The sequence below is a fragment of the Nocardioides sp. W7 genome (genome assembly GCF_022919075.1).
In the GTDB taxonomy this organism is placed as follows: Bacteria; Actinomycetota; Actinomycetes; order Propionibacteriales; family Nocardioidaceae; genus Nocardioides.
Genome location: NZ_CP095078.1, coordinates 3,276,576 through 3,296,479, shown reverse-complemented (window position 1 = coordinate 3,296,479; position 19,904 = coordinate 3,276,576). Strand labels below are relative to the sequence as shown.

The window sequence follows — 19,904 nt, the reverse complement described above, 5'->3', positions numbered from 1 at the left end:
TCGGCGGATCAGAGGGGGTCAGCGGGCGAGGCAGTCGTGGAGGGAGTCGGCGTTGAAGGTCATCAGCTCGACGTAGGTGCGCACGTCGTCGTCGAGGACGTCGCCGTAGATGGCGCAGACCGCGATGTTCTCCTCGGCGGCGACCTGTGTCAGCGTCGAGGAGCGGGCCTGCAGACCGGGCTCGAGGAACACCGCGGGCACGTCGAGCGAGCGGATGGTCTCGGTGAGCTTGCGCCGGTCGGACAGGGACGGCTCGACCGCCGGGTTGGGCGAGACGAACCCGGCGACCTGCAGGTCGTAGGCCTTGGCGAGGTAGGCGAAGGCGTCGTGGGTCGTGATCAGGTAGCGGCGCTCCCCCGGGATCGCCGCCAGCCGCTCACGTACCAGGTCGTCGAGGGCCTGCAGCTCGGCCAGGTAGGTCTCCGCACGCTCGCGGTAGTCGAGTGCGTGCTCGGGGTCGGCCTCGACGAGCGTGTCGCGGATCAGCTCGACGTAGGCCATCACGTTGCCGACGTCCTGCCACAGGTGCGGGTCGATCTCGCCGTGCACGTGCTTGCCCAGGACCGCCTGGGGCAGCTGGTGGATCGCGGTGCCGGGACGGCCCAGGAACCCGAGCCGTCGGTCGTTCGGCACCTCCGAGAGGGCCTTCGCCGGCACGTCGATGACGACGTCCTCCGCGGCGAGCTCGCGCTGGGTGTGCTCGCCCCCGCCCTCGGGGTCGTGGAGGAGTCCGATGGTGCCGGCGTCCAGATCGACAGTGAGGTCGGCGTGACCCTCGTCGAGGACCTCCTGGCCGGGCTCGGCCACGTCGACCGCGGGCACTCCGACGGCGAAGGTGAAGGTGGCCTCGCCCAGCGGCACCAAGGCCGACTCGTCGTCGGCTTGCAGGCGGGCGGACATGCTGAGCGTGTAGACCCCCGGTTCGCTGAACGCCCACGACATGTGGGTGTGCGCGTCGACCGGCAGCAGCGCGGTGTCGTCGCGGTAGCCGTCCGACGCGTCGAAGCCGTCGGTGCTGTCGTAGTAGATCTCCGGGTCGCCGAATGACCCGGTGAGGTAGCCGTGCAGGTCCCCGGGACCGGTCATCGCCGTCGCGCTGAGGAGTACGTCGGAGGCGCGGTCGGCGCCGTACTGGTCCCCGTCGCCGCGCGCTCGAAGCCCCAGCCAGATGGTGTCGAGGTTGACGTTCTCGACCAGCGGGATGATCTCGGCGGCGTACTTCACGGCGTCCTCGGCCAGCGAGATGTTGAGGGCGTCCTCGGGGAGGTTGGCGTCGAGCGCCTTGATGATGCCGTGCTGCTCCAACAGCATGTAGTTGCTGAAGGCGACGTCGGCATAGACGACGTCGCGCACGCGCCTCAGCGAGGGCTCGTAGCTGTGCGGGTCGGCCCCGTCCGGGACCAGCGAGGTGACGTTGACGTCGGGGCCGCCGACGTTCGCCACGAGGTCGCGCAGCAGACCCGTGGTCGTGATCACCTGAAGGCGGTCGTCGTTCTCCGACAGCCCGACCGGGCTCGCGCAGGCCGACGCGGCCAGCGCGAGCGTCGCCACGGCGACCGACAGGCCCCTACGCACGGCGGCGGGACCTGACCAGCACCGTCGCGCCGGCGAGCACCAGGAGCCCGCCCAGCGCGAGCAACGGCGCGGAGTGCCGAGGCGCCCCGGTCTCCGGCAGCACGCAGTCGGCAAGGCTCGCGGCGGTGGGCGCCGTGGGTGCCGTCGGTGCCGCCGGCTGGGAGGGCTGCGCCGTCGCGAACCCCGGCGCCAGGCGCGGCAGGACCCGGCTCGCGCCGCTCCCGCCCACGGTGAATGCGAGCGTCGCCGTGCCGGACACGGACGCGCCCGACGTCAGCTTCGCCGTCTGGGTGATGGTCACGGCATACGTGCCCGCAGCGGTGAACACCCAGTTGCCGTGGGCGTGCACGTTGACCGGTACGTCGAACGACGAGGGGAAGCCCGCCGCGTTGCCGAACGTCTTCTCGCCGATCCCCCCGAAGGAGTCGGTGAGGTAGACGGCCAGCTTGCCGGGGCCGGAGACGCTGTCGAGGGTGAAGCGGACCGACCCGTCGACCTGCGAGCGCACGGACTCGTCCTGGGTGTTCCAGCCCAGCCACGGCACGTCGGCGACCTGGGTCTGCGGCATCATCCACACCGTGTCGCCCGGCTTGCCCATGAAGGAGTACGACGGGTCGCCGGGGACCTGCTGCTCCGCGGAGGAACCCAGGACCAGGCGCACGCTCGCGGGGTCGACCCACGCCGAGGGCTGCTGCCGGTCGTCCTTGACCTTCGGCACCAGGGCACCGCCGACGACGTGGGCACCGAAGTCGAGGTGGCCGTCGGTCACCTTCTCCGCGTTCGCGGCCGCGGGGGCACCGACGCCGGGCGCGGTGCCGGGCGGTTCTGCGCCGCTCGGAGCGGTCGGTGTCGCGGGGGCCGGGACGCAGGCGGCCGCCGCTCGCAGGGAGGTGCCGCCCGTGCCGCTGAGCCCCGAGCCGGTCGCGGACGGGGCGGCCGGCGCGGGGTCGACGGTCTCGCCGCCATCGGCCGGGGTCACGGGGTTGGGGTCGGCCTCGTCCTCAGCGGCGGTCACGACGACGGGAGCCCATCCCTGCACGGCGCCGCTCGCGTCGTAGACCGCGACCCGGTGCCGGCCCTCGGCCAACCTGGCGGGCAGGGTGACCGTCGGGAGCTCGCGGGTCGCGCTCACCTGGGCCCAGCCCAGCTGCTTCGGTGCCGAGTAGGCCACCGGCATCAGCCAGCTGCCGGGCTGCAGCTCCGGCACGCGGAGGCTGACGGTGGCGCCGGCCGTCGTACGGCGAGGTTCGACGACCACCCCGTGGCGGGGAGTCTTCGCGAGCGCGCCCTCCGCGAGCAGCTGGCCGGCCGCCAGCGGCGAGTCCGGCCGCGGGTCGGCCTCCGCGCACGGGCCGACCTGGACGAGGAGCGTCGCGGTGCTGCTGACCTGGCGCCCGGACGTGAGAGTCGCCGCGTGGGTGGTGGTGATGCGGTAGATGCCCGGCCGGGTGAAGGACCAGTTGCCGTGCCCGTGCACGTTGGCCGGGACCCGCCGCGAGCGTGGCCAGCCGTCGCCTGTGCCGAACACGCGCGTCAGCGCGCCGAAGGAGCCGGTCTGGTAGACGAAGACGTCGCCGGGCCCGTCGACCGCGTCGAGGGTCCAGGTCGTCGGTCCGTCGATGGCCTGCACGGCGCTGGCGTGCTGGGTGTTCCAGCCCAGCCACGGGACACCGTCCTGCTGGGTCTGCCCGATCGTCCACACCGTGGCGTCAGGCTCACCCAGGAACGCGTAGGCATCGCCCGGCGGGACGGTCGTCCGGGCGGTGTCGCCGAGCTGGAAGAGCACGCTGGACGGGTCGCGCCACGTGGCCGGCGACGTCTGGTCGTCCTTCACGCGCGAGCGGAGCGTCCCTCCGTCGACCTGGACCCCGAAGTCGAAGTGCCCGGTCGTGGCGGTCATCGCCCCGGCCGCCAGACCGGGGACGGCGCAGCGATCGGCCGCGGTCGCCGCGGACGGTGCGGCAGCCGCAGCCGCAGCTGCGACCGGGTCCGGGGTCGGCGCGGGCGGAGGCGTCGGCGTGGGCGACGGCGAGGGAACGGGGGTGGCCGTCGGCGTCGGCGTGACCGGCTCGCTCACGTCGAGGCGGTACGACGCGGTCGCACCCTCGACCACCGAGCCGTCCGGCGCGGCGACGACCGGGGTCGCGGTAAACGTGTAGGCGCCCGGTCGGTCGACGATCCAGGTTGGCGTGGCGACGGTCCCGGAGGGCAACACGATGACGGCCGGCTCGGGACGACTGCTGTCGAGGTGAACGTCGAGCGGTCGCCTCTCTCCGTGATCGGTCGCCACGAGCACGCGGCCCGGGCCGGTGACGGCCAGCCGGAGCGTCGCCGAGGCGCCGGCGCCAAGCACCGGGGCTCCCCAGCCCAGGCTAGGCAGGTCCGCCGTGGGCGTCCCGGGCATCTCGTAGACAGTGCTGCCGGGCGTGAGAAGACCGCTGTATCGAGAGGGCAGCGAGCTGGGCAGGGCGAGCGCAGCGCGCTCGCCGTCCGCACGCAGGACGACGTCGGCGGGGTCCCAAACCTGCTCGCCCTGGCGGACCCGCAGGACGGGGACGCCCTCGTCGACGGACAGGTCGAAGGCGGTGACCGGCCCGGGCCCCGGCCCCTGGCCCGCGACCGCGTCCGTCGCACCGACGGCCGTTCCAGGAGCGACTAGAGCGAGCCCCACGAGCACGACGCTCAGCATCGGGACAAAGGCGGAACGGATCCTCATGCGGCTGGACCTCCGGTCGGGGACGATGGCGAGCAGACCATATACTGCAAATGAGAATCATTCCTAATGACAGGACCCCCGTGCCTCACCTCATCCCTCGACGGCGACGACCTCGCATCGGCGTGCTGGTCGGCGCGAGTCTGCTCCTGGCCGGATCGGCCGTGCTGGGACATGTCGGTTGGCAGACCTACGGCACCACCTGGTTGGCCGAGGGCCGGCACGCGGCCACGGTCGCCGACCTCACCGCGGCCTGGCGCACGGGCGAGGACACCGTCGCCACCGATGCCGGCCCGTCGCGGGCGGTCGTCCGCATCCCGCGGTTCGGCGCCTCCTACGCCGTCCCGGTCGTCGAGGGCACGGCCGACGACGCGCTGTCCTCCGGCTTCGGGCACTTCGTCGGGTCCGCCGGTCCCGGCGGGGTGGGCAACTACGCGCTCGCGGGCCACCGCATCACCCGCGGCGAGCCGCTGCGGCGGATGGCCGAGCTGCGGCGCGGCGACGAGGTGGTCGTCAGCACCCGCGACGCCGACCTCGTCTACGAGCTCCTCACGGACGGCGACGAACTGGAGCTGCCCCTCGCCGAGACCTGGGTGCTCGACGACACACCGACCAACCCCGACGGCGGGCCCCAACCGCCTCGGGGCGTCGGCCAGCGGCTGCTCACCCTCACGACGTGCGCCGACCTCTTCCACTCCGAGGACCGCTTCGTGGCGTTCGCCGTCCTCACCGAGACCCGACCCGTCGACGCGCGGTGACGAGGCGGTCGCTCGCCGTCGCCCGACGACGGCATCTCACGCCCCTCACCGCCCCTCCGGCTTGACCTGCGGCATCACACATGACAGGTTATTGATAACGATTCTCATTCTTGAGAGGCTGATCGTGGACCTCCTTGTCGTCACCGGCGTCGACCCCGCCCTCGTCGACCGCGCCATGATGAGCCTGTCGTGGGACTCGCCGCGGGCCGTCGCGGTCCGCCACCGGATCGATCCCGAGTCCCAGCAGCTGACCCGTGTGGTGAGCCACGCCGGCGGGATCCTGGAGCACGAGGGCATCGCCCTGGAGCACGCCTGCATCTCGTGCGCGCTCCGCAAGGACGTCGTACCGACCCTGGAGCGCCTGGCGCGCGACGGACAGTGGGCCACGGCCGTAGTGGCACTGCCCACCTCGACCGAGGCCGTCCAGCTCGACACCGTCCTGGCGTCCGACCTCCGCCTGGCCCGTCGTCTGCGACGCCGGACCACCGTGGCGGTTCTCGGAGCCGAGCATCTCGGGGCCGACCTTCTCTCAGCCGTCCCGCTCCGCGACCGGCGCTGGCACACCGGCCCCGACGACGAGCGCGGGACCGGCGAGACCCTCAACGCCCCTGATCGAGTACGCCGACGCCGTCGTCCTCGACCAGGACCCGAACCCTGAGGACCGGGACCTTCTCGCCGCCTTGGCCCGCCCGGACGCCCACCTGCTCGTCGGCTTCGAACGCCTCGACGGCGCGGAACTCGTCTCGCGACGCTTCAGCCAGGCCCGTCGCGACACCTGGCGCTACCCGGCGCACGAGCAGCAGCTGCCCGACCTCGGCGCCGGGCACGCCTGGCGGATCGACCTGTCCTCCCCCCGCCCGTTCCACCCCGAGCGACTGCTCGACCACATCGAGACCCTCGCCGACGGCCCCTTCCGATCCCGTGGCTGCTTCTGGGTCCCCACCCGCCCGCAGGATGCTCTCGAATGGTCGGGGGCCGGCGGGCAGCTCAGCATCGGGGCCTACAGCACCTGGGGCCGCCGCACTCCCCGGACCCGACTGATCTTCACCGGGACCGGCGCGCCGCCCGCTGGCCTGGAGGGGGCGTTCGAGCGGCTTCTCCTCGCACCGGAGGAAGCGCTCCTGCGACGCCGCTCGTGGGACGTGCTGGAGGACGGTCTCGAGCCCTGGCTCGGCGACATCCACGACCTCGCCTGACTTCAACCCGCCCGGCGCCTGGCGCCGACCCCCACGGAAGGAGGCGGCTGGTGGCCGTCCCGAAGCGCAAGACCTCACGCAGCAACACCCGACACCGCCGCTCGCAATGGAAGGCCACGCCCGTCGATCTGGTGCCCGTCACGGTCGACGGCCTGGTCCATCATGTCCCGCGCCCGCTCGTCCGTGCCGTCGAGCGCGGGTACGTCGACCCGACGACCGGGGCACGCCGATGAGCGCGCGGTCGGTGCCGCGGTCGCGCCCAGGCGGCACGAAGCGGCGCAAGCCGCTCCTGGCCCCCGACGTCGCGCACGTCGACTACAAGGACACCGCGCTCCTGCGCACGTTCATCTCCGACCGGGGCAAGATCCGCTCCCGCCGCGTCACCGGTCTCACTCCACAGCAGCAACGTGCCGTCACTCGGGCGATCAAGAACGCCCGCGAGCTGGCCCTCCTCCCCTACACCCACCTCCGACCGGAAGGCACGACATGAAGGTCCGCAACTCGATCCGCTCCCTGAAGAACCAGCCCGGCTCCCAGGTCGTCCGCAGACGAGGCCGCATCTACGTCATCAACAAGCAGAACCCCCGTCTCAAGGCCCGCCAGGGCTGACGGCCCGATCCGAGAGGAACGTCCATGGCTCGCGTCTGCCAGGTCACCGGAGCCACCCCCGGCTTCGGGCACCATGTCTCGCACTCCCACCGCCGCACGAAGCGACGCTTCGACGTCAACATCCAGTCCAAGCGCTACTGGGTCCCCAGCCTGGGCCACCAGGTCACCCTGACCCTGAGCGCCCGGGGCATCAAGACGGTCGACCAGCGCGGCATCGAGGCCGTCGTCGCCCAGCTGCGCTCCCGAGGGGTCAGGCTCTGATGTCCAGGAAGGGCAGCGACCTCCGACCCATCGTGAAGCTCCGTTCCACCGCCGGCACGGGCTACACCTACGTCACCAAGAAGAACCGGCGCAACGACCCCGAGCGACTCGTGCTGCGCAGGTACGACCCCCGGGTCCGCCGGCACGTCGATTTCCGCGAGGAGCGCTGATGGCCAAGAAGTCCAAGATCGTCGCCAACGAGCGACGCAAGCAGATCGTCGCCCGGTACGCCGAGCGCCGGGCCGGGCTGAAGGAACGGGTGCGCACCGCCGCCACCGCCGAGGAACGCGACGCCGCCGTACGAGCGCTCGGCCGGATGCCGCGAGACGCCAGCCCGGTCCGGGTCCGCAACCGCGACCAGGTCGACGGCCGACCACGCGGCTACGTCGGCAAGGTCGGGCTCTCACGCATCAACCTGCGCACGCTCGCCCACCGTGGCGAGCTGCCCGGCATGACCAAGTCGTCCTGGTGACCTCCCAGTCATCGGGTGAGAGGACTCCGACATGATGACCGGCTTCGTAGCCAAGGCCGGCTCCACCATTCTCACCGGGCTCGTCGGCGCGGCGACCTACGACGGCGCGAAGAAGGCGCTGTCCGGCGGGACCGCTCGTGAGGGCGCGGTCGTTGCGCTCGCTTGGGGTCTGCGCGGCCAGCGCCGCGCCGAGGTCGGCGCCGAGCAGGTCCGCCTGGTCACCGGCGACCTGGTCGCCGAGGCCCGGGCCCGGGTCGGCGAACAGGCACCGCCCCCGGGCGCGGCCGACCTCGTCCATGACCACGACCACTGAACCGGTGACCGGCGTACGGCTCGTCGCCCGCAGTGAGGCAGCGGGCCGCGCTCGCCACTTCGCACCCGGCCTCGTCGGGTCGACGGCTCGGGCCGTCCAGGTCGAGGACGCGGTCGCCCAGGTTCACGGCGTCCGCGCGGTCCACGCCTACCCCCGCACCGGTGCGCTCGTCGTCTGGTTCCGCCCCGGTGCCAGCGACCATGGTGTGGTGACCGAGGCTGTCACGGCGGGCCTGTGCACGTCGTCCGTCGTCGTCCCCTCGCGACGGCCACGGTCCGAGGACGTGAGCAACGGCGACCTGGCGCGGATGTCCGTCGGGGGCGCCGCCCTGGTCCTCCTCGGCATACGCCGCTACGTCGCCCGGCGACCGCCGGTGCTGGGCCCCACCGCGCGCACCGCAGCAGCTGGCGTCACCCTCTTCACCGGCTACCCGTTCCTCCGTGGCGCCCTGCGCGGGCTCGCCGGCCTGGCCACCCCCACCGCGATCAGTGCGGCCATCGGCAACGGCGCCCGGCGCGGGATCCTCGTCAAGGGCGGATCCCACCTGGAGGCCGCGGCCCGAGTCGATGCCGTGGTGTTCGACAAGACCGGCACCCTCACCGTGGGCCGTCCCGTCGTGACCAACGTCGTCTCGTTCTCCGACGACTGGACACCGGAGCAGGTCCTGACCTACGCCGCCAGCTCCGAGATCCACTCCCGGCACCCCCTCGCCCAGGCCGTGATCCGGTCAACCGAGGACCGACATATCGCGATCCCCGCGCACGAGGAGTGCGAGGTACTCCTCGGCCTGGGCATGCGCACCTTCACCGACGGCCGGGTGCTCCTGCTCGGCAACCTCGACCTACTCGACCAGGAGAAGGTCTCCGTCCCCGACGACGCCACCGCCCGGGTCACCCGCCTCCAGCGCGATACCGAGACTCCCCTACTGCTCGCGGTCGACGGGACCCTGACCGGCCTGATCAGCCTCCGCGACACCGTCCGACCCGAATCTCGCGCGGTCGTCGCGGCTCTCCGCGCCGACGGTGTGCGACGAGTCGTCATGCTCACCGGCGACCACCCCCACGTGGCCCGGGCGGTCGCCGACGAGCTCGGGATCGACGAGTGGCACGCCCAGGTGCTGCCCGAGGGCAAGCAGGACGTCGTCCGGACCCTGCAGGCCGAGGGGCACGTGGTCGCCATGGTCGGCGACGACCTGTGTCGTCTCCTCGACCTGTCCCGCGAAGCGGTCCGCGTCATCCGCCAGAACTACGGCATGTCCATAGCGGTGAACGCGATCGGCCTCGGGGTCGGCGCCACCGGCGCACTCTCCCCCGTCGTCGCCGCACTGCTCCACAACGCCTCCTCCATCGCGGTCGTCGGCAACAGCGCGCGCATCACCCGCTACCGCGTCGAGCAGGACCCGCCCCCCGGCATGGTTCCGGCGGGGCAAGTCAGACCCGAGGACGGCGCAAGCACCGGTGGGTGACGTCGTCGTACGATCCGCGGTCGCCGACGACGTCGTGGCCCTCAGTGCGATCCGGCGCCACTACACGCTGCGCACCCACGCGGTCTTCTCGACCGAGCCCCTCACCGACGCCGAGGTCGCCGTCTGGGTCCGATCGTTCGACGAGAACTCGCCGCACCAGCTCGTGGTCGCCGAGGAAGCGGGCGTGGTCACGGGGTACGCCTCCACCACGCGTTACCGCCCGTCGCCCGCGTTCGACAGATCCTGCGAGCTCTCCATCTACCTCTCGCCCGAGCGTCTGGGTTCGGGCACCGGCACCAGGCTCTACGCGGGACTCCTCCCCCGGGCCGTCGAGCACGGAGCCCGGACGTTCCTCGCGGGCGTCGCCCTTCCCAACGAGGCCTCGGTCGCCTTCCACCTGCGCCAGGGGTTCAGGGAGGTCGGCACCTTCCGGGACTACGCCGAGAAGCGGGGAACGCTCATCAGCTCCACCTGGTTCCAACGCACGTTCTGAGCGATGGCGTTCACTCAGCGCGCGTTCGAGGCGGACTTCCTGCTCGGTCGGAGATGACCGGCCCAGCGGACCCGGAGCCGGCTATGACCGGCCCGTCTGACAGTCGGAGCAGGTGCCGAACAGCTCCACGGTGTGGCTGACCTCGGTGTATCCGTGCTTGTCGGCGACCGAGGCCGCCCAACGCTCCACGGTCGGCCCGGTCACCTCGACCGTCCGACCGCACTGTCGGCACACGAGGTGATGGTGGTGCTGGCGGCTGCAGACCCGGTAGACCGCCTCGCCCGCGTCACCCTTGACCAGGTCGACGTCGCCTGCGTCGACGAGGGACTGCAGCGAGCGGTAGACGGTCGCGAGACCGACCATCTCGCCCTGCTGACGCAGTGACGCGTGGATGTCCTGGGCACTGCGGAAGCTGTCCGAGGCCTCCAACTCCGCCATCAACGCCCGGCGCTGCCGGGTGCTGCGAGGCGGGGCAGCGGCGTCGGTGGGGCGTCGGGTCACCAGACGATCGTACCGGTCGACCAGATCGACTTGGGTGGTCGGCCGAGGAGGCGTACGGCCGCTGCCCGCTCCGGGTTGTCGGAGCAACCGAACAGGCGGGCGTCCTCGTCGGCACAGCGGACGGCGTGCGAGGTGGCGACCGCAGCCGGGCTCTCGGCCGGTCATCTGAGGCTTGTGACAGGAAATCTCCATCTGCGCTATGATGAGAACGATTCTCATTCCCGCATGAAAGGACCTTCGATGCGTCAGGGCATCCACCCCAGCTACGAACCGGTGGTCTTCCGCGACCGCTCGACGGGCGAGCTGCTGCTCACCCGATCAACGCGCACCAGCGACCGGAGGGTCGAACTGGCCGGGACGACGTACCCGGTCGTCGACGTCGACGTCTCCAGCTCAAGCCACCCGTTCTGGACCGGTCGAACCCGTACTCTCGACAACGAGGGCCGAGTCGAGCGCTTCGAGCGTCGCTACGGACGCGACTCGTGAGGACCCCCGTGGTGCTGCTCACCGGCGTGGACGCGGAGGCGCTTGCGATGGCGATGGTCGGACTCCAGTTCGACCTCCCCGGCGCGGTCGCCGTCCGACACCGCATCGACGTCGAGCGCGGCGTGCTGCGCCGCGTCGTCAGCGATGTGACAGGGGTCGTCGAGGAGGCCGAGCGGGACCTGGAGCACGCCTGCGTCAGCTGCGCGCTGCGCGAGGACGTGCTGCCCACACTGGAGCGGGTGGCCCGGTCCGGACGCTGGACCACGATCATCAGCCATCTCCCGGTCGGAGCCCAGGCCGACCAGGTCTGCGCCGTCCTGGCCCAGGACACCCGGCTCGCCCGACACCTGCGGGTCTCTGCTGTCATTTCCGTCGTCGACGGTGGCCGAGTCCTCGACGACCTCCTGGGCGAGGATCTGCTCGCCGAGCGCGGTGCCCACGCGGCCCACGACGACCGTCGAGGCGTCGCCGAGGTGGCCTGCGCGATGGTGGAGCTTGCCGACGTCACCGTGACGGTCGGGGCCGCCGACGAGACGTCGGTCGCGCTGCTGCGCTCGCTCGCCCGTCCGGGAAGCGTCGTCGTGGCCGGCACCGAGCACCTGGACAGCTCGACACTCGCCGGTCAGCTGCACCACCACGCGTCGACCCTGACCTGGACCCACCCTGCCTTCGAGCAGGCCCTGCCGAGGGTGACCGACGAGGGCGTCTGGCGCCTCGACCTGCGCTCACCGCACCCCTTGCACCCCGCACGACTCCTCGATGGCCTCGAGCAGCTCGGAGGTGGTCGCCACCGGTCCCGCGGCAGCTTCTGGCTCCCCACCCGTCCCGGCCGGCTGCTCGTGTGGGACGGGGCGGGTGGCCAGCTCAGCGTCGGCGACGCCGACCACTGGGGCGCGCGCACGCCTCGCACGCGGATCGTGATCGTCGGCGTCGGCGCACCTCCGCCTGGGCTGCGCGAGGCGTTCGAGTCCTTCGTGCTTGAGCCCGACGAGGCCTCCGGGACACCCTGGCGGGTCAGCCACGACGGCTTCGAGCCCTGGCTGGGCGAGATCCGCGGGGTCGCCTGACATGGCCCGCGCCCCTTCCTCCCACGTCGCGTAGCAACACCTCCGACCGCCGGTCCCCCGCGACGGCGAGGACCCGGACCTGGTCACCGTCGCCCCCGGACAGCAGCACTACCGCAGCACCCAGGTCCCAGGTCGTGCGACGGCACGGGCGCACCTTCGTCCGGACGCGAAACCCCGCGTGCCGGCCGGCCAGCCGACACGTCGACGCCACGCTGTGCAGATCCCCGCGCGCGCACCAGAGGAGAGTGATAATCAGTCCCATGACGTCCCGGACACCAGGAGCACGATGAGCACGTCGATCGCAGACCGTCCTCGTTCCTCCGTAGGTCAATCGCAATTGGTGGCCGGGGGCATCTTGGCCATCCTGCTCGGACAGCGGTGGATCGTTCCGCTGTTGGATGCGGAGTCGATCAGCACGTGGAGCACGATCTTCGTCGCGATCGTCATCCAGTCCACCCCCTTCCTCCTAGGCGGGGTGCTGCTCTCGGCGGTCATCTCCAGCCTGCTCTCGGAGCGCGCGCTGAGCCGACTCGTTCCGAGCAACCCGGTGCTCGGTGTGCCGGCCGCCGGCCTGGCGGGCATGGGTCTGCCCGGATGCGAGTGCGCCGCCGTGCCGATCGCCGACAGCCTGATGCGCCGGGGAGTGGTCCCGGCCGTCGCGTTGACGTTCCTGCTCGCCGCCCCGGCGGTGAACCCCGCGGTGCTGGTGTCGACCGCGGTCGCCTTCCCCGGGCAGCCCGCCATGGTCATCGCTCGCTTCGTCGCCTCGCTCGCCACCGCCGTCCTGGTCGGGTGGTGGTGCCTCTCGCGGGGTGACCGGCTGAAGATCCGCAACCGAGTCCGTGCGGATACCGGGCACTCCGGGCGCGAGCGGTTCGTGGCCACGGTCCGCCATGACTTCCTGCACGCCGGAGGCTTCCTGGTTCTCGGCGCGATGCTCGCCGCCGCGGTCAACACCTTCGTGCCCCGTTCGATCGTCGACACGGTGGCCGGTCAGGCCGTGCTGGGGGTGCTGAGCCTCGCGCTCTTCGCCTTCGTCGTCGCACTCTGCTCGGAGTCCGATGCGTTCGTGGCTGCCAGCTTCACCGCCTTCTCCGATACCGCCAAACTGGTCTTCCTCGTCGTCGGGCCGGCGATGGACATCAAGCTGGCGGCGATGGAGTCCGGGCAGTTCGGCGCCGCCTTCGCCAGCCGGTTCATCCCGGTGGTCGTCGTCACGGCCGTGCTGTCGGCAGTGGTGACCGGCTGGTGGCTGCTGTGAGGACCACGACGCAAGGGCTGGTGCTGGCGTTCCTGGGTGTCGTGCTCATCCGACTTGCAGCCGGCGGCAACTACCTCAGCTTCGTCACGTCATGGATGCAGTGGCCCATCATCATCAGCGGCGTTCTGCTGATCATCGTGGGCGCCGGACCAGCTCTCGGCTTCCCCGAGCCCAGGCACGAGGCTCACGGCACGACCGAGGAGAGGACCGAGCACGGCGTCCCGGCCGTGACCTGGCTGCTCCTGCTCCCCGGCCTGATCGTCTTCACGGTGAGCCCGCCCGCACTGGGCGCCTACCTCGCCGAGCGCCGTGTCGACGACACGCCGGCCGCATCACCGACATCGACCTTCTCGGCTCTCCCGGCCGGAGATCCGGTCGAGTTGGAGCTTGAGGAGTTCATCTGGCGCGCGCAGGTCGATGACGGCATCACTCTGGTCGGACGATCGGTACGAGTATCCGGATTCGTCACCCACGACAAGGACGACAACTGGTACGTCACCCGCATGTCGATCGGCTGCTGCGCCGCGGATGCCGTCGTCATCCGCGTCCGCGTCGACAATCCCGTATCCCCCAAGCGGGACTCCTGGGTGCAGGTGACTGGCACGTGGGCCGACGGTAGCGGAACGGACCGACGCGAAGTCCCACACATCCTCGCCAGCGACGTCGTTGCCGTCAGCGCACCGCGGCAGACCTACCAGTGAAGAGCAGCCGCCGGACGCCCCTCACTCACTAGTGGCGCGGATCTGAAGGTGTTAAGCGGTTGGCAGTCGCGAGGATCTGGTTTGCGGTCTTGGTCCAGTGAATCGCCCCGGGGCGATTCACAGGCTCTCGCGCGCTGGCCACCGCGAAGCCAACGCAGCCCTATATCGCGCCGTGATCGTACGGATGAGATTCCACCAGCCGACCATCGACTACGTCGCTCGACGCACAGCCGAGGGCCTGTCCAAACGCGACATCATCCGGCTCATCCGAATGCAGGGTGTAGTCGTGGCCTGAACCCTCCGGTCTCGAGCAGGCTCCTAGCGATGTAGTTGGTGAGGTTGCGGAACCCGAGCGCGGAGCCGCGGAGGTGTTCGAGTCGTCCATTGATCGCCTCCGTCGGACCGTTGCTGGTGCCGGGTCGGTCGAAGTAGGCCAGCACGTCATCAGCACGCTTCTTCAGCGTCCGCCCGAGCGTGACGACCTCGACCAGGGCCGCGGGGACTGCACGGCAGACTGAATCGATCAGCGCGCTCATCAGCTCTCGGCCACGGCGACGGTCCTCGTGGCGGTAGGCAGCGATCATCCGCTGGTAGATGCCCCAGGTCGCTTCAACCTCGACGTGCTCATCGACAGCGAACAGCGCCCGTAGGCGGCTGGTCTGCTTCTCAGTGAGCAGCTCGGCGCCGGTGTGCAGGGTCCGCCGGGCGGAGTAGAGCGGGTCGCCCTTCATGCCGCGGTGGCCGTGGATCGTCTGTTGGACCCGGCGTCGGCACCTGTCGAGTGCGTCGCCGGCCAGGCGCACAACGTGGAAAGGGTCCATCACTGCGACCGCGTCCGGGAGTTCCTCGGTGGTGGCGGTCTTGAAGCCGCTGAACCCGTCCATCGCGACGACCTCGACCCCCTCACGCCAGGCGTCGCTGCGGGCGGCGAGCCAGGTCTTGAATGCCTGCTTCGAGCGCCCCTCGACCATGTCCAGCAGCCGCGCCGGCCCGGTGCCATCGCGGATCGGGGTGAGGTCGATGATCACGGTCACGTACTTCTCACCCCTCCTGGTGTGGCGCCAGTTGGGTCGGCCCGGGGCGCGGTGCCCGGATTGCTCCGGGTCCGTTTTCCCGGGCCGCCCGCCGAACCCGGCGTGCGATTCTCACCGCACCGGGCTCTCCACGAGGTGGCTGCTGTTCAGGCGGCTACACCTGTCGGTGTCCACGGCGTCGGGATCCGGTAGCCGCGGTAGCGGTACCGGACCACGGGGACGCTGGCAGCGCCCTTGAACCTGACGCCGTCGACGGCGAGCCTCCAGGTCCCGGGCAGGCAGAACCTGCGCCGGAGTTCTGGCCACCCGATCCGGTGCTTCTTCCGCAGCCACGCCGTGATCCGCTCCCACGCGTAGGAGTCGATCCCAGCAAAGACGGCCTTGGACACACCGTGTCGGAAGTAGTTGGCCCACCCCCGCAGCACCCGGCCGAGGTACTCGATGAGATACCCGGGCTCGCGGTGCAGGGTCGATCTGTAGGTCATCGCCTTCACCCGCCCCTTGACCGAGGCGATCGCCTTGGCCGAGGGCTTGGTGTACACGAACCACTTGTTACTGCCCCGTCTCCGCATCCGTCGGATGTGGAAGCCGAGGAAGTCGAACCCGTGGTCGATGTGGACCACACGGGTCTTCTCCGGTGCCAGCCGCAACCCCATCGGGGCGATCACGTCTGCCACCTCCTCGCGCAACTGCTCGGCGTGCTCGCGTTCACCGGTCACGACGATGACGAAGTCATCGGCGTACCGGATCAGGCGGTAGTTCGCCTCACCGCGCCTGCGACGCCGCTGTCGGTGGACCACGGTCGCCATCTGCTGGTTCCACTTCGCCATGAAGTGCTCATCCAGCGCCGACAACGCGATGTTCGCCAACAGCGGGGACAAGATCCCGCCCTGCGGGGTGCCGGTGTGCGTTGCCTCGCGGGTGCCGATGGTGGTCATCACCCCGGCTTTGAGGAACGCCTTGACCAGCCCCAGCACGCGCTTGTCGCCGATCCTGTGCCGGACCCGGTCCATCAACGCGACGTGGTCGATCATGTCGAAACACGCCTCGATGTCGGCCTCCAGCACCCACTTGTACGACTTGGTCGTGAAGTGGTGGATCTCAGCGACCGCGTCCTGCGCGCGCCGGTTCGGCCGGAACCCGTACGAGCACGGCTCGAAGTCCGCCTCGAAGATGGGCTCCAGCACCAGTTTCAACGCGGCCTGGACGACCCGATCGGTCACGGTCGGGATGCCCAGGCTGCGCAGCTTGCCGCTGGCCTTCGGGATCATCACCTGCCGCACTTCGACCGGGCAGAAAGTCCGCGCCTTCAACTGCTCGCGGACCTCTCCCAAGAACGCCTCCACCCCGTACCGGTGGCGGATCTGGGCCACTGTGGCCCGGTCCACCCCGGGCGTCCGCGACCCCTTGTTCCCGGCGACGCGTTGCCACGCCACCATCAAGAACGCCGGGTCATAGACCAGGTTGTACAGATCATCAAACCGGCGGCCAGAGCCCTTGTCGGACTCCCCGACCGCCCAGCAGTGCAACTTGGTCTGCATCCTCCGTACCGCCCACCACGCCTGATCTTCATCAGGCCAGCAGACGGCGCCGGTGTTCACCGACGCGTCTTCAGACATCACAGTCCCTCCTTGCTCATCAGTTGCTTCCTCTCGCTGCCGCCCTTCCCCATGTGACCGGCTCTCCCGGCCTCGGAGTACTACGACGGCTCCGCCCCACCCACGCCCTTCGGTAGGCAACGCACCTATCCCGCTGGGCCCCAGGGCCCCTCGGGAACGGAAGCGGGCGGTTCCCACGTTCGCTGTTGTTCGGTCGACGGGCGAGGTGCCCGGCTTTACCCCTGCGGCGTCGTCGTGGCTACGCCGTAGACCTTCACCACGACCTGCCAGGCCCGACACATACCACCGTCCTGGACAGTTCCCCGGCCCGACCAGATGCCTGGCTGACACCCACGCCGACCGGTTACGCACCGCTCACCAGCCCACATCCACCGGATTAGAGCTGGGCGACGATCAAGAGGCTTCACGACACCGGTTCCTCGCGTACACCTTCCCGTCTCGCTCACCAGGCACGGCCCGTCCGGCAGTACCGAACCGCCCTGACTTTGTCGCGGCTGCTCCCACCCTCACCGGCGTTCCCCGGGTCAGGCTGCCGCCAGCTTCACCCAGCCGCTACGACGACCAAGCGATGTAGGTCTCTCACCTCCATCCGAAACAACAGCGCCTCGTGGCGCACGACGTGCTCGTCGACGCCAACGACCGCTACGCCGTCGAACCGTGCCGGGTCCTCGATCAGGACCCGTCTGCCCTCGGCCAGGACGGCGTCGTTCGCGGTGTCCCATGCGACCCCGAGGCCCTCGGCGACCCGGGCGACGGTGAGGTGGCCGACCACGATCGCCTCGAGCGCCCACCGCAGCCCACGACGCGACAGCTTCGACCGCGGCTCGGCAGCCCGGGAGGTGTCTTGGCGCCACACGTGCCCGCAGCCGGTGCATCGGTAGCGGCGGATCGTGACCAGCAGCGTCGTGGGTCGCCAGCCGAGCGGCTCGTGCGCAAGCTGCCTGGTCACGGTGTCGCGTGGGCTGCCCTCAGACCCGCATCGGCGGCACCAGCCATCGGCGCTGTCGTCGGGTTCCACGACTCGACAAGCGAGCACCGCCCGCTCTGGTTCGAGGCGTTGGCCGGTGACCACGAGGCCGAGTTCGTCGAGTCGGCAGAACGTGGTCAGGTCGGGGGAGGCGAAGCCCGCCCGGACGGTAGCGTCGGGCATGTCGAGGTCTTCCGGATGGTGAGCGTGAGAACTTCCATCCTCGGGAGACCTCGACGTCTATCCCAGGACCGCCACGCCAGCGCTCGCTACACCCTCATCTGGGAAGAGCCCATCATCCGCTGCCTCAAGCGCTACCTCGCCCGGGAGGTCTACCAAGCAGTCATGACCGATCACCGCGCCCGGCAAGCCGTACCGACATCAGCCAGCCAGGGAACTCTTGACCTATAGGGGCGTCAACGCTCTGATGGAGACGATCAACGGCCTCTACAAGGCCGAGTGCATCCGCACGACCGTGTTCCACGACGGGCCGTACAAGACCATCGCCGACGTCGAGTACGCCACCGCCGGCTGGGTCGATTGGTACAACAACCGGCGCCTGCACTCGACGCTGGGAAACGTTCCACCCGTCGAGTACGAGCACGACTACTACGCTGCCCTCAACCGAGAGCCGCACCCCGTATAGGACCGGCAGAGAACCTGGGGCGCTTCAGTTGGCTGTTCATGCTCCCTAGGTGGGGAGCAGGCGCCGAACCGACCGAGTTGGTCGTGAGCGACCCGCCGGAACCGGTGCCAGCCGCACGAGGATCTCGTCGGTGCCGCGCAGGAGGCGGCAAAGTGGAGGGTTTTCGGAGGGTGGATCAAGTCTCTCACGCTTTCAGGCCCGGAAATCCGCGGATTTCCGGGCCTGAATCGTCGGGCTGACAGGATTTGAACCTGCGACCCCTTGGAGGAATTTTGGGGGTTCTCAGCGACTACCGACAAGCACGGTGAAGGACGGATCTTCCTTATTTAGAGCGGGTCTGACGTTCACCCGCTCTGCGAGTGTATCCGACCGGATCCGAGAAATCACGATCGTTTGTGGACACTAAATGGACGCGTTCTGGAGCTACGGCTGCCGCTGGCGGAGCTCGTTGGCCCACTCGGCGAAGAACGTCCTCGCGAGCGGCCGCCGGTGTTGGTCGAGCGGGATCTCGTCGTCGTCGAACCTGTCGAGCGTGCCGATCATCTGGGCGAGCACCTCCAGGTCGAACCCGGCATCCAGGGTCTGCGCTTCCTCGATGAGTGCCTGCGTGCCGAAGCGGTCGGCCAGGACGTAGACATCGGCGAAGTCGCGCGCCTCGGCGCGGCCGAAGAGCGCCAGCAGCTTGCGCCCCGCCAGTTCGAGTGGCGCCATCGTGGGTCCGAGCACCGTCATTGTCGGTCGTTCGTGGGGTGGCGAGTCCACGGCCAGGTCCACCAACGTCTCCTCCCCCGCCCGGGAGACGACCAGCCGACAGAACGTCGGCGCCTCCTGGACGACGAGCACCTCGTGGCTCTGCTCCCCCAGCGCGGCTTGCAGTGCCCGCGAAGCAGCCGAGACCGATGTCGTCGGTGCCGCGGCGAACAAGTCGATGTCCTCGGTCGGCCGCGCGATCAGTTCCGAGGCCACGAGAGCGGCGCCGCCCGCCACGAGGAAGCCGGCTGCCTCGTCGAGCCCGAAGAAAATCTCCGCCACCGCGACCTGCAGCTCCGACAGCCCTCCTGAGCGCTCCATCAGGCCACCCGCGGCTCGGACGCCCCGGTGACCACGCCCTGCCAGGCTGAGCGGATCGCCTGCGGGAGCACGAGCTCGTCCCACAGGTCCACCAGCAACACTCCATCGATGTACGACGCAACGTCGTCCGGTCCACCCTCGCGCAGCACGATCTCGTACACCCGCGCCCGCTGCCGACGATCGCGCAGGTCGAACCGGCGACCGCGATCAGACCAGTTCAGGTGCAGCGGCAGCTCGACGACCGCGAGCGCACGGTCCACCGGCAACCTCGGCAACACCGTCGGCACGAGGATCGGACGTCCGCGGTCCACCGCCACCTCACGAAACTCGACCCGAGGTGTGATGGTCAGGTCGAAGCCCGCAGCTGCCACGATCCGCGCCGCCGTCTGCAGCGTCGGCGACTTACGCCCGTGCTCGTACGCCGACAACGTCGGACGCGACGTCCCGGCGGCCGCCGCTAGCGCGGCCTGCGACAAGCCCGCAACCCCACGGGCCTGCTGGAGAATCGTCGCGGCATCCATCCCACCAAGGTATTCGATCAGATACTTACCGGCCAACCCGCCGCTCCACCGCTCCCTCTGCAGCGACGTGGTACCTCAATCTGCGTCGAACCGCCCAGAGTGATGCGCCTCGAACAAACGACGCACCTCAGCGCGGACAGACCGAGTCATCTCGCCTGGCGCGGGCGAAGAGGCG

22 protein-coding genes and 3 pseudogenes are annotated in these 19,904 nt (G+C 70.3%); 17 read left to right on the top strand and 8 right to left on the bottom strand.

Going from position 1 to position 19,904, the window contains the following annotated elements:
- Positions 1 to 18 precede the first annotated feature (18 nt).
- Together MUB56_RS15660 and MUB56_RS15655 are read right to left on the bottom strand one after the other, a co-directional pair.
- Positions 19 to 1,575 carry an anchored repeat ABC transporter, substrate-binding protein gene (locus MUB56_RS15660; protein ID WP_244927942.1) on the bottom strand — a complete coding sequence of 519 codons (1,557 nt, stop codon included), beginning with the start codon at positions 1,573 to 1,575 and terminating at the stop codon, positions 19 to 21.
- The gene (locus MUB56_RS15655; protein WP_244927941.1) at positions 1,568 to 4,291 is read right to left on the bottom strand and encodes a TIGR03773 family transporter-associated surface protein; all 2,724 of its coding nucleotides are present in this window, start codon (positions 4,289 to 4,291) and stop codon (positions 1,568 to 1,570) included. The genes MUB56_RS15660 and MUB56_RS15655 overlap by 8 nt, the downstream gene beginning before the upstream one ends.
- A gap of 161 nt (positions 4,292 to 4,452) precedes the next feature.
- Here MUB56_RS15655 and MUB56_RS15650 point away from each other — a divergent pair, with 161 nt between their 5' ends.
- The 12 genes from MUB56_RS15650 to MUB56_RS15595 all read left to right on the top strand — a co-directional run bounded on the left by MUB56_RS15650 (position 4,453) and on the right by MUB56_RS15595 (position 9,855).
- Complete coding sequence (locus MUB56_RS15650; RefSeq protein ID WP_244927940.1) at positions 4,453 to 5,046, top strand: sortase; 594 nt, start codon at positions 4,453 to 4,455, stop codon at positions 5,044 to 5,046.
- Positions 5,047 to 5,170: 124 nt separating this feature from the next.
- Positions 5,171 to 5,704: a hypothetical protein gene (locus tag MUB56_RS15645; RefSeq protein WP_244927939.1), complete on the top strand. Its 534-nt coding sequence runs from the start codon at positions 5,171 to 5,173 to the stop codon at positions 5,702 to 5,704.
- A 22-nt stretch (positions 5,705 to 5,726) separates the two neighbouring features.
- Positions 5,727 to 6,242 (top strand): GTP-binding protein, encoded by a 516-nt coding sequence (locus tag MUB56_RS15640; protein WP_244927938.1) that lies wholly within the window; start codon positions 5,727 to 5,729, stop codon positions 6,240 to 6,242.
- 50 nt (positions 6,243 to 6,292) lie between these two features.
- The gene (gene rpmF, locus MUB56_RS15635) at positions 6,293 to 6,475 is read left to right on the top strand and encodes a 50S ribosomal protein L32 (protein ID WP_244927937.1); all 183 of its coding nucleotides are present in this window, start codon (positions 6,293 to 6,295) and stop codon (positions 6,473 to 6,475) included.
- Positions 6,472 to 6,732, top strand: a complete 261-nt coding sequence (gene rpsR / locus MUB56_RS15630) for a 30S ribosomal protein S18 (RefSeq protein WP_244927936.1) — start codon at positions 6,472 to 6,474, stop codon at positions 6,730 to 6,732. The genes rpmF and rpsR overlap by 4 nt, the downstream gene beginning before the upstream one ends.
- Complete coding sequence (gene ykgO, locus MUB56_RS15625) at positions 6,729 to 6,851, top strand: type B 50S ribosomal protein L36 (RefSeq protein ID WP_244927935.1); 123 nt, start codon at positions 6,729 to 6,731, stop codon at positions 6,849 to 6,851. The genes rpsR and ykgO overlap by 4 nt, the downstream gene beginning before the upstream one ends.
- A gap of 24 nt (positions 6,852 to 6,875) precedes the next feature.
- Complete coding sequence (rpmB, locus tag MUB56_RS15620; protein ID WP_244927934.1) at positions 6,876 to 7,112, top strand: 50S ribosomal protein L28; 237 nt, start codon at positions 6,876 to 6,878, stop codon at positions 7,110 to 7,112.
- Positions 7,112 to 7,282: a 50S ribosomal protein L33 gene (gene rpmG, locus MUB56_RS15615; RefSeq protein ID WP_244927933.1), complete on the top strand. Its 171-nt coding sequence runs from the start codon at positions 7,112 to 7,114 to the stop codon at positions 7,280 to 7,282. Before rpmB ends, rpmG begins: the two co-directional genes overlap by 1 nt.
- Entirely contained in the window at positions 7,282 to 7,584 is a 303-nt protein-coding gene (gene rpsN / locus MUB56_RS15610; protein ID WP_244927932.1) for a 30S ribosomal protein S14, read from the top strand. The genes rpmG and rpsN overlap by 1 nt, the downstream gene beginning before the upstream one ends.
- A 31-nt stretch (positions 7,585 to 7,615) precedes the next feature.
- Positions 7,616 to 7,897: a DUF1490 family protein gene (locus MUB56_RS15605; RefSeq protein ID WP_244927931.1), complete on the top strand. Its 282-nt coding sequence runs from the start codon at positions 7,616 to 7,618 to the stop codon at positions 7,895 to 7,897.
- Positions 7,881 to 9,362, top strand: coding sequence for an HAD-IC family P-type ATPase (locus tag MUB56_RS15600; protein WP_280637290.1), 1,482 nt, complete (start codon positions 7,881 to 7,883; stop codon positions 9,360 to 9,362). Before MUB56_RS15605 ends, MUB56_RS15600 begins: the two co-directional genes overlap by 17 nt.
- Positions 9,355 to 9,855, top strand: a complete 501-nt coding sequence (locus MUB56_RS15595) for a GNAT family N-acetyltransferase (RefSeq protein WP_244927930.1) — start codon at positions 9,355 to 9,357, stop codon at positions 9,853 to 9,855. Before MUB56_RS15600 ends, MUB56_RS15595 begins: the two co-directional genes overlap by 8 nt.
- An 81-nt stretch (positions 9,856 to 9,936) precedes the next feature.
- Here the strand turns inward: MUB56_RS15595 and MUB56_RS15590 are convergent, their stop codons facing one another.
- Positions 9,937 to 10,356: a transcriptional repressor gene (locus tag MUB56_RS15590; protein ID WP_348536691.1), complete on the bottom strand. Its 420-nt coding sequence runs from the start codon at positions 10,354 to 10,356 to the stop codon at positions 9,937 to 9,939.
- A 240-nt stretch (positions 10,357 to 10,596) separates the two neighbouring features.
- Between MUB56_RS15590 and MUB56_RS15585 the strand changes: the two genes are divergently transcribed.
- From MUB56_RS15585 to MUB56_RS15570, 4 genes are all read left to right on the top strand, one after another.
- Positions 10,597 to 10,842: a type B 50S ribosomal protein L31 gene (locus MUB56_RS15585; protein ID WP_244932421.1), complete on the top strand. Its 246-nt coding sequence runs from the start codon at positions 10,597 to 10,599 to the stop codon at positions 10,840 to 10,842.
- The gene (locus MUB56_RS15580) at positions 10,839 to 11,909 is read left to right on the top strand and encodes a GTP-binding protein (RefSeq protein ID WP_244927929.1); all 1,071 of its coding nucleotides are present in this window, start codon (positions 10,839 to 10,841) and stop codon (positions 11,907 to 11,909) included. Before MUB56_RS15585 ends, MUB56_RS15580 begins: the two co-directional genes overlap by 4 nt.
- A 214-nt stretch (positions 11,910 to 12,123) precedes the next feature.
- On the top strand, positions 12,124 to 13,170 hold the full coding sequence (locus tag MUB56_RS15575; protein WP_244927928.1) for a permease: 1,047 nt from the start codon (positions 12,124 to 12,126) through the stop codon (positions 13,168 to 13,170).
- A complete protein-coding gene (locus tag MUB56_RS15570; protein WP_244927927.1) occupies positions 13,167 to 13,871 on the top strand; it encodes a TIGR03943 family protein in 705 nt (234 codons plus the stop codon). Before MUB56_RS15575 ends, MUB56_RS15570 begins: the two co-directional genes overlap by 4 nt.
- 263 nt (positions 13,872 to 14,134) lie before the next feature.
- On the opposite strand, the pseudogene MUB56_RS15565 reads toward MUB56_RS15570, so the two are convergent.
- The 3 genes and pseudogenes from MUB56_RS15565 to MUB56_RS15555 all read right to left on the bottom strand — a co-directional run.
- Positions 14,135 to 14,935 (bottom strand): annotated as a pseudogene (locus MUB56_RS15565) (ISL3 family transposase); the annotation flags it as partial.
- Positions 14,936 to 15,051: 116 nt separating this feature from the next.
- The gene (ltrA, locus tag MUB56_RS15560) at positions 15,052 to 16,506 is read right to left on the bottom strand and encodes a group II intron reverse transcriptase/maturase (RefSeq protein ID WP_244927926.1); all 1,455 of its coding nucleotides are present in this window, start codon (positions 16,504 to 16,506) and stop codon (positions 15,052 to 15,054) included.
- A gap of 625 nt (positions 16,507 to 17,131) precedes the next feature.
- A pseudogene (locus MUB56_RS15555) lies at positions 17,132 to 17,674 on the bottom strand (ISL3 family transposase); the annotation flags it as partial.
- A gap of 235 nt (positions 17,675 to 17,909) precedes the next feature.
- Between MUB56_RS15555 and MUB56_RS15550 the strand changes: the two are divergent.
- Positions 17,910 to 18,137, top strand: a pseudogene (locus tag MUB56_RS15550) (integrase core domain-containing protein); the annotation flags it as partial.
- A gap of 423 nt (positions 18,138 to 18,560) precedes the next feature.
- On the opposite strand, the gene MUB56_RS15545 reads toward MUB56_RS15550, so the two are convergent.
- Together MUB56_RS15545 and MUB56_RS15540 are read right to left on the bottom strand one after the other, a co-directional pair.
- Positions 18,561 to 19,208, bottom strand: coding sequence for a nucleotidyl transferase AbiEii/AbiGii toxin family protein (locus tag MUB56_RS15545; protein ID WP_244927925.1), 648 nt, complete (start codon positions 19,206 to 19,208; stop codon positions 18,561 to 18,563).
- The gene (locus tag MUB56_RS15540; RefSeq protein WP_244927924.1) at positions 19,208 to 19,729 is read right to left on the bottom strand and encodes a helix-turn-helix domain-containing protein; all 522 of its coding nucleotides are present in this window, start codon (positions 19,727 to 19,729) and stop codon (positions 19,208 to 19,210) included. The genes MUB56_RS15545 and MUB56_RS15540 overlap by 1 nt, the downstream gene beginning before the upstream one ends.
- Positions 19,730 to 19,904: the final 175 nt, after the last annotated feature.

What these genes read in the sequence shown, in the direction of transcription:
- MUB56_RS15655 (WP_244927941.1), bottom strand. Translation starts at nt 4,291, where the DNA reads ATGAGGATCCGTTCCGCCTTTGTCCCGATGCTGAGCGTCGTGCTCGTG.
- rpsR (WP_244927936.1), top strand. Translation starts at nt 6,472, where the DNA reads ATGAGCGCGCGGTCGGTGCCGCGGTCGCGCCCAGGCGGCACGAAGCGG.
- ykgO (WP_244927935.1), top strand. Translation starts at nt 6,729, where the DNA reads ATGAAGGTCCGCAACTCGATCCGCTCCCTGAAGAACCAGCCCGGCTCC.
- rpmB (WP_244927934.1), top strand. Translation starts at nt 6,876, where the DNA reads ATGGCTCGCGTCTGCCAGGTCACCGGAGCCACCCCCGGCTTCGGGCAC.
- rpmG (WP_244927933.1), top strand. Translation starts at nt 7,112, where the DNA reads ATGTCCAGGAAGGGCAGCGACCTCCGACCCATCGTGAAGCTCCGTTCC.
- rpsN (WP_244927932.1), top strand. Translation starts at nt 7,282, where the DNA reads ATGGCCAAGAAGTCCAAGATCGTCGCCAACGAGCGACGCAAGCAGATC.
- MUB56_RS15605 (WP_244927931.1), top strand. Translation starts at nt 7,616, where the DNA reads ATGATGACCGGCTTCGTAGCCAAGGCCGGCTCCACCATTCTCACCGGG.
- MUB56_RS15600 (WP_280637290.1), top strand. Translation starts at nt 7,881, where the DNA reads ATGACCACGACCACTGAACCGGTGACCGGCGTACGGCTCGTCGCCCGC.
- MUB56_RS15585 (WP_244932421.1), top strand. Translation starts at nt 10,597, where the DNA reads ATGCGTCAGGGCATCCACCCCAGCTACGAACCGGTGGTCTTCCGCGAC.
- MUB56_RS15545 (WP_244927925.1), bottom strand. Translation starts at nt 19,208, where the DNA reads ATGGAGCGCTCAGGAGGGCTGTCGGAGCTGCAGGTCGCGGTGGCGGAG.
- MUB56_RS15540 (WP_244927924.1), bottom strand. Translation starts at nt 19,729, where the DNA reads ATGGATGCCGCGACGATTCTCCAGCAGGCCCGTGGGGTTGCGGGCTTG.